This window comes from Clostridium sp. MSJ-8 (assembly GCF_018918325.1).
Taxonomy (GTDB): Bacteria; Bacillota; Clostridia; order Clostridiales; family Clostridiaceae; genus Clostridium.
The window spans coordinates 23,644-37,268 of the sequence record NZ_JAHLQH010000040.1; the positions used below are offsets into that span (position 1 = coordinate 23,644).

General features: G+C 29.0%; 13 protein-coding genes and 1 riboswitch. All 13 genes read left to right on the forward strand.

Going from position 1 to position 13,625, the window contains the following annotated elements; translation table 11 throughout:
- Window positions 1–30: 30 nt before the first annotated feature.
- On the forward strand, window positions 31–252 hold the full coding sequence (locus KQI77_RS08395; RefSeq protein ID WP_216389997.1) for a hypothetical protein: 222 nt from the start codon (window positions 31–33) through the stop codon (window positions 250–252).
- A 29-nt stretch (window positions 253–281) separates the two neighbouring features.
- On the forward strand, window positions 282–644 hold the full coding sequence (locus tag KQI77_RS08400) for a hypothetical protein (RefSeq protein WP_216389998.1): 363 nt from the start codon (window positions 282–284) through the stop codon (window positions 642–644).
- Window positions 616–1,125: a GNAT family N-acetyltransferase gene (locus tag KQI77_RS08405; protein ID WP_216389999.1), complete on the forward strand. Its 510-nt coding sequence runs from the start codon at window positions 616–618 to the stop codon at window positions 1,123–1,125. Before KQI77_RS08400 ends, KQI77_RS08405 begins: the two co-directional genes overlap by 29 nt.
- 44 nt (window positions 1,126–1,169) lie before the next feature.
- A riboswitch (TPP riboswitch) is annotated at window positions 1,170–1,279 on the forward strand.
- Window positions 1,280–1,469: 190 nt separating this feature from the next.
- Complete coding sequence (gene thiM, locus KQI77_RS08410) at window positions 1,470–2,288, forward strand: hydroxyethylthiazole kinase (protein WP_216390000.1); 819 nt, start codon at window positions 1,470–1,472, stop codon at window positions 2,286–2,288.
- Entirely contained in the window at window positions 2,275–2,913 is a 639-nt protein-coding gene (gene thiE, locus KQI77_RS08415) for a thiamine phosphate synthase (RefSeq protein WP_216390001.1), read from the forward strand. Before thiM ends, thiE begins: the two co-directional genes overlap by 14 nt.
- A 13-nt stretch (window positions 2,914–2,926) precedes the next feature.
- Window positions 2,927–3,703, forward strand: coding sequence for a bifunctional hydroxymethylpyrimidine kinase/phosphomethylpyrimidine kinase (gene thiD, locus KQI77_RS08420; RefSeq protein WP_216390002.1), 777 nt, complete (start codon window positions 2,927–2,929; stop codon window positions 3,701–3,703).
- Between the two features lie 162 nt (window positions 3,704–3,865).
- Entirely contained in the window at window positions 3,866–4,303 is a 438-nt protein-coding gene (locus tag KQI77_RS08425; protein WP_216390003.1) for a MarR family transcriptional regulator, read from the forward strand.
- Between the two features lie 21 nt (window positions 4,304–4,324).
- The gene (locus tag KQI77_RS08430) at window positions 4,325–6,076 is read left to right on the forward strand and encodes an ABC transporter ATP-binding protein (protein ID WP_216390004.1); all 1,752 of its coding nucleotides are present in this window, start codon (window positions 4,325–4,327) and stop codon (window positions 6,074–6,076) included.
- On the forward strand, window positions 6,069–7,943 hold the full coding sequence (locus tag KQI77_RS08435) for an ABC transporter ATP-binding protein (RefSeq protein WP_216390023.1): 1,875 nt from the start codon (window positions 6,069–6,071) through the stop codon (window positions 7,941–7,943). The genes KQI77_RS08430 and KQI77_RS08435 overlap by 8 nt, the downstream gene beginning before the upstream one ends.
- 650 nt (window positions 7,944–8,593) lie before the next feature.
- Window positions 8,594–9,943, forward strand: coding sequence for a glucose-6-phosphate isomerase (locus KQI77_RS08440; protein WP_216390024.1), 1,350 nt, complete (start codon window positions 8,594–8,596; stop codon window positions 9,941–9,943).
- Window positions 9,944–9,946: 3 nt separating this feature from the next.
- Entirely contained in the window at window positions 9,947–10,390 is a 444-nt protein-coding gene (locus KQI77_RS08445; protein WP_216390005.1) for a YaiI/YqxD family protein, read from the forward strand.
- A 418-nt stretch (window positions 10,391–10,808) separates the two neighbouring features.
- Window positions 10,809–12,824, forward strand: a complete 2,016-nt coding sequence (locus tag KQI77_RS08450) for a triple tyrosine motif-containing protein (RefSeq protein ID WP_216390006.1) — start codon at window positions 10,809–10,811, stop codon at window positions 12,822–12,824.
- A complete protein-coding gene (locus KQI77_RS08455) occupies window positions 12,821–13,597 on the forward strand; it encodes a lytic transglycosylase domain-containing protein (protein WP_216390007.1) in 777 nt (258 codons plus the stop codon). The genes KQI77_RS08450 and KQI77_RS08455 overlap by 4 nt, the downstream gene beginning before the upstream one ends.
- Window positions 13,598–13,625: the final 28 nt, after the last annotated feature.

Sequence of the window (13,625 nt, forward strand, 5' to 3'; positions counted from 1 at the left end):
TTATAATTATAATAATATAGGGGGGATTGTATGCAGAATAGAGAATATAAAATAATTCAAATAAGAGAAGCTGATTATGGTTGTGAGGAATTAACACCTGGAGAAAAGATAAAGGTAATGGTTACTTTAATGGATTTAGTAACAGGAGAAAAAACAGAAATATTAGCTATAGATGAAGAATTATATAAGAATAATATAGATGAGGGTAGCATTGTTCATTATGATAAAGAAAAAGGAATTTTGGTATTCTAAAATGTTATTAGATAGAAGGATGATTAAAAATGAGAAAAAGAATATTAGAATATAGAAAAAGAATAGATAAACTTCTAGAAGATAATGATAATAAAACAGAGTGGGAAGAGGTACTAGATGAGCATCTTACTCAAGTTAGTTTCTTTCAACATGAGAGATTAATTCATTTAATAGTAACATTAGCTTTTGCAATATTCATGATTGTATCTTTTGCAATGTTTGTTATGGATACTAGTATTACATTAGGAATATTAAGTTTATTATTTTTAATATTATTAATACCATATGTAGCTCATTATTATATACTAGAAAATGAAGTTCAAAAGATGTATTATCAATATGATAGGATAATAAAAAAGATATATGATAAACATAAGAAGGAGAGTGAATAACTTGGAGATAAGAAAATTTGAAGAAAAAGATATAGATTCTATGATAGAGATATGGAATGAAGTTGTTGATGCAGCAGATGCTTTTCCACAGATAGAAGGATTAAACAAGGATAATGCATATGAATTTTTCTCATCACAATCATTCACTGCTGTGGCAGAGATAGAAGGAGAAGTTGTTGGACTATATATACTTCATCCTAATAATATAGGAAGATGTGGACATCTATCTAATGCTAGTTATGCAGTTAAATCATCTAAGAGAGGATTACATATAGGAGAGGCATTAGTTAAAGATTGTTTAGTAAAGGCAAAAGAATTAGGATTTAAAGTTTTACAGTTTAATGCAGTTGTTAAGAGCAATGTTTCTGCTATAAAATTATATAAGAAACTTGGCTTTGTTGAACTTGGAATTGTTCCAGAAGGATATCTTTTAAAAGATGGAAGTTATGAGGATATTGTACTTTTCTATTATAAGTTATAGATGATTTGACAATGAATATATATAGTGGTATATTGAAAAAAATTGAAGAAATTATAGGGAGCTTGAATGGAGCAGGCTGAGAGGAAGTAATCTAACTTCGACCGAATACCTGATTTGGATAATGCCAACGTAGGGAATGATTATATTAGAAATTCTATGAAGGACTCTTATTCAGGTAGAGTTCTTCTTTTAATGTCTAGAAAAATATAAAATTTTTTTATGTGTAAACTTAATTTTATTACTTAATTCTAAGTTGTTAAATACGTAAAAAAATTATAGTGCTGCAAAAGAATCTAAAAACAAGTTTTGGAAACTTTTGTGCTATATTATAGGAGATGAAGTATATGAAGACAAATTTTATTGAAAATATTAAAGAAAAGTGTCCATTAGTTCATTGTATTACAAATTATGTTACAGTAAATGATTGTGCTAATATTTTATTAGCTTGTGGAGGATCACCTACAATGGCTGATGATCCAAGAGAAGTTGAAGAAATAACATCACTTGCAAGTGCACTTGTAATAAATATAGGGACTATGAATGCAGCTATAGAAGCTATGGTTAAGGCAGGAAAAGCTTCTGTGAAGTTTAATCATCCAGTTGTTTTAGATCCAGTTGGAGCAGGGGCTTCTAAACTACGTACAGATACTACTAAGAATATGATAAAAGATATCAAGTTTACAGTAATTCGTGGTAATATATCTGAGATAAAAGCATTAGCACTTGGAACTGCAACTACAAAAGGTGTAGATGCTGGTATAGAAGATGTAGTTACAGAAGATAATTTAGATAAATCAATAGAATTTATAAAAGCATTTGCCAAGGAAACAGGTGCCATTATAGCAGCATCAGGTGCTATAGATATAGTAGCTGATGGAGAAAAAGCATATGTTATATATAATGGTGATAAGATGATGAGTAAGATAACAGGTAGTGGTTGTATGTTAACAGCTATGACAGGAGCTTATGTTGGGGCAAATGAGAATAAGTTAGAAGCTACAGCAGCAGCTTTTTGTGCAATGGGAATTGCAGGAGAACGTGCAATGAAGAAATTACAAGAAACTCATGCTGGTAATTCATCATATAGAAATTATTTAATAGACGAAATATTTAATATGACAGATGACATAGTAAGAGAAGGTGCAAGATATGAGATTAGATAAAAAGTCATTATTATTATATGCTATAACTGATAGAACATGGCTAGGAGAAGAAACTTTATATAGTCAAGTAAAGAAAGCACTAGAAGGTGGTGCAACAATAATACAATTAAGAGAAAAGAATCTAGATTATGACAGTTTCTTGAAAGAGGCAATAGATATAAAAGAATTGTGTTATGAATATGGAGTTAAGTTTATAGTAAATGATAATATAAAAGTAGCTATAGAATGTGATGCAGATGGTGTTCATGTTGGACAAGACGATATGGATGTTACAGAAGTAAGAAAACTTATAGGTAAAGACAAAATAATAGGTTTATCTGCTCAAACTGTTGAACAAGCGAAGCTTGCACAAGAGCAAGGGGCTGATTATCTAGGAGTAGGAGCGGTATTTACAACCTCTACCAAGAAAGATGCGAAAAATGTTACATTTGAAGAACTAAAGGAAATATGTGATTCTGTAGATATTCCTGTAGTTGCAATAGGTGGAATTAGTAAAGATAACGCTATAGAGCTTAAAGGAACAGGAATAGATGGAATATCAGTTATATCTGCAATATTTGCACAAAAAGATATAAAAAAGGCAGCAGAAGAATTAAAGAGAATTTCACAAGAAATAGTAAAATAAGAGAGGTCGTAATATGAAGAAGGTTTTAACTATAGCAGGGTCAGATTGTAGTGGAGGAGCAGGAATTCAAGCAGATATGAAGACTATGGCAGCACATAAGGTATATGGAATGAGTGTAATAACATCTCTTACAGCTCAGAACACTACTGGTGTATATGGTGTGTTGGATATAGAGCCTGAATTTGTAGCTAAGCAGATAGATTGTGTATTCCAAGATATAGTACCAGATGCAGTAAAAATAGGGATGGTATCTAATAGTAAAATAATAGATGTAATAGTAGATAAGCTACAAGAGTATAAGGCTAAGAATATAGTAGTAGATCCTGTTATGGTTTCTACAAGTGGCAGTAAGCTATTGTCTGATGAAGCTATGGAGGTTCTTCAAAACAAACTTATAAAAATAGCAGATATAATAACTCCTAATATTCCAGAAGCAGAAGTTTTAAGTGGCATATCCATAAAATCTCAAGAAGATATGATGGAAGCAGCTAAGAAGATATCTATAATGTTAAATGGAGCTGTCCTTATAAAGGGAGGTCATTTAGTTAGTGATGCTATAGATTTATTGTATAGTAACGGAGAATATAGATGGTTTAAATCAGAGAGAATAAATAATAATAATACTCATGGAACAGGTTGTACATTATCTTCTGCTATAGCGTGCAATTTAGCTATGGGATATACTCTTGAGGATAGTATAGAAAAAGCAAAGAAATATTTAACTGGAGCATTAAAAGATGGACTTAATCTAGGAAGAGGTTCTGGACCCCTTAATCATATGTATATGTGAACTACTCTCCACTTATAGAATATGGGAGAATTTCACACACTAAGGTTAAATAAAAGAATTTAATATATTAATTGTTGACAATGAATATATTAAATTCTATAATAATTGTTAGTTAACTAATTGTTAGCAAACTAACATGTTTTTTAGAGAGAAGGTTATGCAGTGAATGAAAATAGAGAAGTTGGATTAGAGATACGCAGAATGAATAACTTAATACGTAGAGAAGTAGAGAAGTTTGAATGTAAGAGATGTGGAGATAAGGACTTAGGTACTAATGGATGGATACTAGGATATATATATGATCATAGGGATAAAGACGTATTTCAAAAGGATATAGAAGATGAATTCACTATAAGAAGATCAACAGTATCTAATATATTGAAACTGTTAGAACAGAAAGGCATGATAGTTAGGGAGCCAGTTAGTTATGATGCTAGGTTAAAGAGGATAACACTTACTGAAGAAGCTATAGATATTCATATGACTATAAGAAAAGATGTAAGTAAGTTGGAATCTAAATTAACAAAAGGAATATCTAAAGAAGAGATAGATATGTTCTTTAATATTATGAAGAAATTTCAAAAAAATATTCTAGAATAATTTATAAATAGGAGGTTGTATATGATAAAGAAATTATTAAAAAGTGTTAGAGAATACAAGAAATCATCTATACTTTCACCAATAATGGTATCTCTAGAAGTTGTTATGGAAGTAATAATACCAATAATTATGGCAATGCTTATTGATTATGGTATAGAGAAACAAAATGGAAGTTATATATGGAAGGCTGGAATAGTATTAACTATATTCTGTATGATTTCTTTGAGTTTTGGATTCCTTTCAGGAAAATATGCAGCTCATGCGTCTGCAGGTTTTGCCAAGAATTTAAGAAAAGATATGTATTACAATGTTCAGAATTTTTCATTTGAAAATATTGATAAGTTCTCAACATCAAGTATAGTAACTAGATTAACAACAGATGTCACTAATGTTCAAAATGCATATCAGATGATAATTAGAATTGCAGTTAGAGGTCCGGTAATGCTTATATTTGCATTAATTATGGCATTTAGAATTAATGTTAAGTTATCTTTAATATTCTTATGTGCTATTCCTGTTTTAGGAATTGGATTATATGTAATTATTATTAAAGCTCATCCTATATTTGAACGTGTTTTTAAGACATATGATAAATTAAATAATATTGTAGGTGAAAATCTACATGGTATGAGAGTTGTAAAGGCATTTGTAAGAGAAGAAAAAGAAAATAAAAAATTCCAAGATGTATCAGAAGATATATACAAAGATTTTTCTAAGGCTGAAAGAATATTAGCCTTTAATGCACCGCTTATGCAATTTTCTGTATATACATGTTTATTGTTAGTATCATGGTTTGGTGCAAAATTAATAATTGCATCTGGAAATAACCCTGTTAATGGACTATCAACAGGTGAATTTACTAGTTTAATAACTTATTTAATGCAAATATTAATGAGTTTGATGATGTTATCTATGGTATTAGTTATGATAACTATATCTCGTGCATCAGCTGAAAGAATAACAGAATTATTAGATGAAGAAAGTACACTTAAGAATAAGGAAAATCCTATATTAGAAGTTAAAGATGGATCAATAACATTCAAGAATGTTAATTTTAGTTATTCAAATGATCCTAACAAATTATGTTTAAGAGATGTTGATTTAAGTATAAAATCAGGAGAAACAATTGGAATTATAGGTGGAACAGGTTCATCAAAGAGTAGTTTTGTTCAACTTATACCTCGTTTATATGATGCTACTAGTGGTAGTGTATTAGTAGGAGGTATTGATGTAAAAGAATATGATTTAGATACTCTACGTAATGAAGTTGCGATGGTTTTACAGAAGAATGTATTATTCTCTGGAACAATAAAAGAAAATCTTCGTTGGGGTAATGAAAATGCAACTGATGAAGAGTTAATTCATGCATGTAAGCTTGCACAAGCAGATGATTTTATTCAAACATTTCCAAAGAAATATGATACTTATATAGAACAAGGTGGATCAAATGTATCAGGTGGACAAAAGCAAAGAATTTGTATAGCAAGAGCATTGCTTAAGAAACCAAAGATACTTATATTAGATGATTCAACAAGTGCTGTAGATACTAAAACTGATAGTTTAATAAGAAAAGCATTTAGAGAGGAGATACCTAATACTACTAAGCTTATAATAGCTCAACGTATATCTTCTATAGAAGATGCTGATAAGATTATAGTTATGGATGGCGGAAAAGTAAATGCCATTGGAACTCATGAAGAATTACTTAAAACTAATGATATATATAGGGAAGTATATGAATCACAAGTGAAAGGAGGAAGTGATGATGAATAAAAATATGAAAAAACCTGACTCTAGTACTATGAAGAGACTTATATCATATATAACTAGAAAACACAAAGTTAGATTTATAATAGTTTTAATAAGTATAATTATAAGTGCTCTAGCTGGAGTATTAGGATCATTATTCCTTCAAGTTGTAATAGATGATTATGTTACACCACTATTGGCAGAGGCTAATCCAGTATTTAGTGGATTACTTAAAGCAATTATGTTTATGGCACTTATATATGTACTAGGAATAGCATGTACATTAATATATAACAGAGTTATGGTAGGAATAGCTCAAGGAGTATTAAAGGATATAAGAGATGAGATGTTTGAACATATGCAAACATTACCTATAAAATATTTTGATACACATACTCATGGAGATATAATGAGTCATTACACTAATGATACTGATACATTAAGACAGATGATGACTCAAAGTATTCCACAGATGTTTTCATCAATTATAACAATAGTAGCTGTATTTTGTGCAATGTTATATACAAGTGTTTACTTAACAATATTTGTTATAATAAGTATTATAGTTATTTTATTTGTAACAAAGAAAATTGCTGGCAATAGTTCGAAGTATTTTATTCGTCAACAAAAATCAATTGGTACTGTTAATGGATTTATTGAAGAAATGATAAATGGACAAAAGGTAGTAAAAGTATTTTGTCATGAAGAAAATGTAAAAGAAGATTTTGATAAGATAAATGAAGAATTGTTTAATGATGCTTATAAGGCAAATAAATATGCAAATGTTCTTATGCCTGTTATGGCCAACTTAGGGAATTTACAATATGTACTTATAGCTGTATTAGGTGGAGCATTAGCAATAAATAATGTAGGTGGATTAACTATTGGAGGAATAGTTGCTTTCTTACAATTATCTAAGAGTTTTACTCAACCAATAAGTCAAATTTCACAACAATTAAACTTCGTAATTATGGCACTTGCAGGAGCTGAAAGAATATTTGAACTTATGGATGAAGAACCAGAAGTAGATAATGGTTATGTAACATTAGTTAATGCAAGATATGATGATAATGGCGAAATAGTTGAGTCAGATAAGAGAACTGGAATGTGGGCATGGAAACATCCACATCAAGATGGAACAACAACTTATACAAAGCTTACAGGACATGTAGAATTTTTTGATGTTGATTTTGGATATAATGAAGACAAAATAGTTCTTCATGACGTAACATTATTTGCAGAGCCAGGACAGAAGGTGGCATTTGTTGGTGCAACTGGTGCAGGTAAAACTACAATAACTAATCTTATCAATCGTTTTTATGATTTGGCAGATGGTAAGATACGTTATGATGATATAAATATTAACAAAATTAAAAAAGATGATTTACGTCGTTCTCTAGGAATGGTTTTACAAGATACTAATTTGTTTACAGGAACAATTATGGAGAATATTCGTTATGGTAAATTAGATGCAACAGATGATGAATGTATAGCAGCAGCTAAACTTGCAAATGCTGATGATTTCATAAGAAGATTACCAAATGGATATGATACAGTTATTTCAGGTAATGGAGAAAGCTTATCACAAGGACAAAGACAATTATTGTCTATAGCTAGAGCAGCTGTTGCTGATCCACCTGTTATGATATTAGATGAAGCAACATCGTCTATTGATACACGTACAGAAGCAATAGTACAAAAAGGTATGGATTCTCTTATGGAAGGTCGTACAGTATTTGTAATTGCACATAGATTATCAACAGTTAAGAATTCAGATGTAATTATGGTACTTGAACAAGGTAGAATAATTGAAAGAGGTAACCATGAGAAGTTAATTGCTGAAAAAGGTAAGTATTATCAATTATATACAGGAGCATTTGAATTAGAATAATATTTTATAAAAGAAAAATTCAATTGTATTTCTAAATATAAAAAATTAAGGTATTATTATTAGATAATTTTTTAAAAGTAAGAATTACTGAATACTTAAGATACTTGAAATAATACAGATACACTAAAAATCACCATAATGCTTAAATAATTAAAATGTAATAAGATTAGTGGAAGTAACCATTATTGTTAAGGTTAGAATTATAGGTAGATATAGAATAATATAACCATGAAGAATTAAAGATTAGTATAAATAATATGGAACAATCGGTTACTGAAACTAATGCTATTATATTTTAATTATCAATATTTATTCAAAGCAATAATATTGATACAAATAAAGAAAATCATAATATAGAATTATCAAATAACATTGGATTTTTCATTATAATAATATTACTTTGCTTAAAGCAATAATTTGATATTAATTTAAGTAAAATTAAGTAATCAAAAATAAATATATACAATAATTTTGGTTTAGTAATTATTTTAGATAAGTGTAATTTTAAATCAAAAACATGAAAAAAATTGAAGTTGAGTAAAGATTTTTGTGTAGAAAATATACAAAAAAAAATGCAAATGTACAAATAATTCGATAATAATATGATATAATTGTTAGTGGAAAAAAGATTAATGTTTGTGGAGGTAATTATTGTGAAAAATATAACATTAGATTTAAGTAAAACAGCTCCATTTTTAAAAGAGCATGAAGTTGATTATTTAGAAGATATGGTAAAGGTAGCTCATGAAAAGTTACATAATAAGACTGGTGCAGGTAGTGACTTTTTAGGATGGGTAGATCTTCCGGTAAATTATGATAAAGATGAATTCGAAAGAATAAAGAAAGCTGCTGAAAAGATTAAATCTGATTCAGATGTATTAGTAGTTATAGGAATTGGTGGATCATATTTAGGAGCAAGAGCTGCTATAGAAATGCTTTCACATAGCTTCCAAAACTCATTAGATGCTTCAAAGAGAACAGTTCCTCAAATATTCTATTGTGGAAACAACATTAGTTCAACATATTTAGCTGAATTATTAGAAGCAGTTGAAGGAAAAGATATATCAGTTAACGTAATATCTAAATCAGGTACTACTACTGAGCCAGCTATAGCTTTTAGAGTATTTAAGAGCTATTTAGAAAAGAAATATGGAAAAGAAGAAGCAAAGAACAGAATCTATGCTACAACTGATAAAGCTAAGGGAGCATTAAAGACTCTAGCAGATACAGAAGGATATCAAACATTTGTAGTTCCTGATGATGTAGGAGGAAGATTCTCAGTTCTTACTGCAGTTGGTTTATTACCAATAGCAGCAGCAGGAATAGATATAGATGAAATGATGAAAGGTGCAGCAGACGGAAGAGAAGAATATTCTAATCCAAACTTAAAGGAAAATGCAGCATATCAATATGCAGCAGCAAGAAATGCACTTTACAATAAAGGTAAATCAGTAGAAATGTTAGTAAACTACGAACCAGCATTACATTACTTCAATGAATGGTGGAAACAATTATTCGGAGAATCAGAAGGAAAAGATAATAAGGGATTATTCCCAGCAGCTGCTGATTTCTCAACTGATCTTCACTCAATGGGACAATATATCCAAGAAGGACAAAGAAACTTAATAGAAACAGTTATTAATGTTGAATCACCAAAGAAATCATTAATAATTGAAGCAACTGAAGATAATCTAGATGGATTAAACTTCTTAGCAGGAAAAGATATGGATTATGTTAATAAGAGAGCATTCCAAGGTACTTTATTAGCACACAATGATGGTGGAGTTCCTAACATGGTAGTAAACATTCCAGAAATATCAGCTTACTATTTCGGAAAATTAGTTTACTTCTTCGAAAAAGCTTGTGGAATTAGTGGATACTTATTAGCTGTTAACCCATTCGATCAACCAGGAGTTGAAGCTTACAAGAAGAACATGTTTGCTTTACTTGGAAAACCAGGTTACGAAGACATGAAAGCTGAATTAGAAAAAAGACTATAATCTATGAAGATAATAATAGATGGGGATGCTTGTCCAAGCATCCCTTTTATTGAATCTGTAGCTAAAAAATATTCAATTGAAGTAATTATTTTCTGTGATGTAAATCATCTTATAGAGAGTGATTATTCTACAGTAAGAATTGTAGATAAGGGATTTCAGAGCGTAGATATGTATGTTGTAAATAATACAACAGAAGGAGATATTGTTATTACTCAAGATTATGGAGTAGCTGCATTATGCTTAGGAAAAAAAGCTAAAGTTATAGGTACTAATGGAACACTATTTACAGATGATAATATAGATGTTTTCTTGCGGGATAGACATATAGCACAAGCTATAAGAAGTGCTGGTGGCAGAACTAAAGGACATAAGAAGAGAAGCAATAAGGATGAGGAAAAACTAATAGCTACATTAACAAAGATTATTATGAATAATCATATGGAATAAAAGTTGTATTTTCAATTAAATAGATTGTAATAGTATATAAATTAAATAAATCATTATAATATCAAAACTAAATAAAATAGGAAATAAAGATTGATTTCAAATAAGCTAAGAAATTTTGAAATTAATCTTTTTTTACTTTATTAGGAAACTGATAGTGCAAGCTTATGAATAAATATAATAAACATAACGCAAGAATAATTAAAATAGAATAAGATTTCATGAAATTAGGCATTATTGTTATGGTAAAAAATATGGAAGAAATAAACATTACGATCTAGATAAAATAAAGGTTAGTGTACAAAATATAGAAAGAAATAAATACCTAGTCTATTTTAACAATAATAAAAAGTTTAGAAATAGAGTTAAAAAATAGTAAAAATATGGTAAAATAGAAAGGAGTGATAAGGGAGGGGACCGTATGAGTGAGTTAAGGATTTCATTTGATGTAGATAGAATAAGTAAAATAAATGAGGAAAAAGAAATAAAGGTAACTGCAACCGAAGAAAATCTAAATTATAAGTTTATAATTGGAAATGATGGAATCTGGAGTACTATTCAGGACTATTCAAAAGATAATATATGTAGATGGGTACCAAAAGAAGAAGGAAAATATATGATTATGGTGCAAGGGAAAAAGGATGGTTCAATAAAACCTTATGATATTATGATTAAAGAAGAAGTTCTTATTAATAATCAAGATAATAACATAATTAAAAATATAGAAATGTCTAGTACTTCAATCGAGATAGGTAAGAAGAATGTAATAACAGTTGTAAGTGATGAAAATGATATATTATATAGATTCTGGAAGTGTAGTAATAAGGGTTGGCAGCCACTTAGAGATTATTCTGTAGATAATAGATATGTATTTACAGGAATCGAAGCTGGAGTTGTAGAAATTGTTGTAGAATGCAAGAGATTAAACTCAGTAGAGAAGTTTGATGAATTTAAATCAGTAAAATTCCAAGTTAAAATACCAGAAAAAACAGAGATAGTGGATTTTAATTGCTTGAATAGAGAGTTATTAGTTAATCATGAACTTGTATTTAATGTGGAATCAACTTATAGTAATAAAAAAAATTTAATATATAAATTTATTAAATTAAACAAATCCGGAAGGGCAACTATTCTTCAAGATTATTCTTCTCAAAAGACTATTGCATATAAAGAGAAGGTACCAGGAAGCTATAAGATATTATGTTATGTTAAAGACTTATTATCTAAAAATGAGTATGATGATAGAGCAATAATTAATTATGATGTAAATGCATATAGTGATGTAAAGATTGAAAGGGTTATGACAGATATTGTATCACCACAAGTAAGTGGTGTACCTATAACAATAAATGTTAAAGCAAAAGGTGGTAGAGAATTAGTATATAGATATATTATAGAAGGACCTATATCAGAAGATAGTGGTTATATAAGAAATAATCAATTTGTATGGGAGAGCAAGGTTCAAGGAGATTATAAGATAAATGTTTATGTTAAGGATATTTCATGTTTTAGTGAGTATGAAGATAGATATAGTATGGATTATGTAATTGATGAAAAGTCAAATAAACCAATTAGAATAATAGATATTGTATCTAATACCAATAAAAGAGTAATAAAGGGGAATGTAGTGAATTACAAGGTAAAAGTAGAAGGAACCAATAATCCATTATATTCATTTATTGTTTTTAAAGATGGAATAGAAAAAGAGAGGATAGATTATAATATATCTAATTGGGTTAATTTTACTCCTGAAGAAGAGGGAGAGTATGAAGTAGAAATAAGAGTTAAAGATAAATATTCTTTAAAAGAATACGATAGTAATATTGTAACTACTTTAGTAGTTTATGATTATATGCCAGCAGATATTGATTATGTGTTAGTTAATCAAAAAGAAAAATATACTGTAGGTGATGAAATATCTATAAGTTTGATAATGGAACATTATAGTGATGTTCTTATAAGGTATGTTACAAAACTTAACGGCAGAATAATTGAGGACTCAGAATATAGACCGTATGTACCACTTGTAACAAGGGCTAAGTATGTTGGAAAATATTCTTTTGAGATATATTCCAAAAATATATTATGTAAAAAATCATATGATTGTAAAAAAGAAATAAATATTCATGTGTTAGAAGCAATGCCAGTTAATAATACTACATTAACATTAGATAATGATAATCTTAAATTAAATAATGAAGTTACAGTAGTAGCAAGTAATGAAGGTGGAAAACAAGTTGTTTATGAATTTTATGTTAATAAGGAAGGAGAATGGCATAGAGTTCAAGAATATAGTAGAAAGAACTATTTTACATTTGTGCCCTATCAAGAGGGAAAATATAAAATATTAGTTTTAGCTAAAAGCTTTTATAAGAAGAAATCTTATGAAGATTATGATGAAGTGGAATTTGAGGTATTCAAAGGAGGAAAAAAATGAGTGAAGTTAATTCTGTAGATGGAATGCAGAGTGTACAGAAGTATTATGCAATAAATATGGTCAAGAAATGTTTAGAATCAAGTATGGGAGATGGAATGGAATTTGAATTAGTGTATGAAGCATTATTAGATTCCTTAGAAGATGAAAATTCACAAGTATCCCAAACTCTTAATCAAGCATTTGGAATATCAGATTCAGGTGCGACTGAATCTAGTAATAAAATAGGAAATAGCACTATTAAGACAGTAGCAGGAACTGCATTAAAAGATTTGGATTTAGTAACTAATGACGGAATGTCAGGACTTATTTATAATAGTGAACTTAAAAATATAGTTTCAGGTACCTTATCTAGTACTGTTACAAATGCTAGTTCAGCAGATATAGATGCAATAGTTCAAAAATATGCTAATCAATATGGCATAGATCCTAAATTAGTTTCTGCATTAATATATGAAGAGTCAGGATATCAAACAAATGCAACATCTTCAGCAGGAGCTAAGGGATTAATGCAACTTATGCCATCAGTATGTCAGCAGTTTGGAGTATCTAATCCATATGATCCAGAACAAAATATAGAAGGTGGAGTAAAATTATTAAATTATCTAATGAATTATTATAATAATGATTTAGGTATGGCACTTATGGCGTATAGTGCAGGAACAGGAACAGTAGCTTCAAGAGGGGTTACTTCTATAAATGATTTATACAAAATGCCTGCAGAAACAAGAAATTATATTAAAAAGTTGTCTGCATTATATGATTTAAATTTATAAATTTACTTTATCTAAAAACTTCAGTATA

What these genes read in the sequence shown, in the direction of transcription:
- KQI77_RS08395 (WP_216389997.1), top strand. Translation starts at nt 31, where the DNA reads ATGCAGAATAGAGAATATAAAATAATTCAAATAAGAGAAGCTGATTAT.
- KQI77_RS08400 (WP_216389998.1), top strand. Translation starts at nt 282, where the DNA reads ATGAGAAAAAGAATATTAGAATATAGAAAAAGAATAGATAAACTTCTA.
- KQI77_RS08405 (WP_216389999.1), top strand. Translation starts at nt 616, where the DNA reads ATGATAAACATAAGAAGGAGAGTGAATAACTTGGAGATAAGAAAATTT.
- thiM (WP_216390000.1), top strand. Translation starts at nt 1,470, where the DNA reads ATGAAGACAAATTTTATTGAAAATATTAAAGAAAAGTGTCCATTAGTT.
- thiE (WP_216390001.1), top strand. Translation starts at nt 2,275, where the DNA reads ATGAGATTAGATAAAAAGTCATTATTATTATATGCTATAACTGATAGA.
- thiD (WP_216390002.1), top strand. Translation starts at nt 2,927, where the DNA reads ATGAAGAAGGTTTTAACTATAGCAGGGTCAGATTGTAGTGGAGGAGCA.
- KQI77_RS08430 (WP_216390004.1), top strand. Translation starts at nt 4,325, where the DNA reads ATGATAAAGAAATTATTAAAAAGTGTTAGAGAATACAAGAAATCATCT.
- KQI77_RS08435 (WP_216390023.1), top strand. Translation starts at nt 6,069, where the DNA reads ATGAATAAAAATATGAAAAAACCTGACTCTAGTACTATGAAGAGACTT.
- KQI77_RS08445 (WP_216390005.1), top strand. Translation starts at nt 9,947, where the DNA reads ATGAAGATAATAATAGATGGGGATGCTTGTCCAAGCATCCCTTTTATT.
- KQI77_RS08450 (WP_216390006.1), top strand. Translation starts at nt 10,809, where the DNA reads ATGAGTGAGTTAAGGATTTCATTTGATGTAGATAGAATAAGTAAAATA.
- KQI77_RS08455 (WP_216390007.1), top strand. Translation starts at nt 12,821, where the DNA reads ATGAGTGAAGTTAATTCTGTAGATGGAATGCAGAGTGTACAGAAGTAT.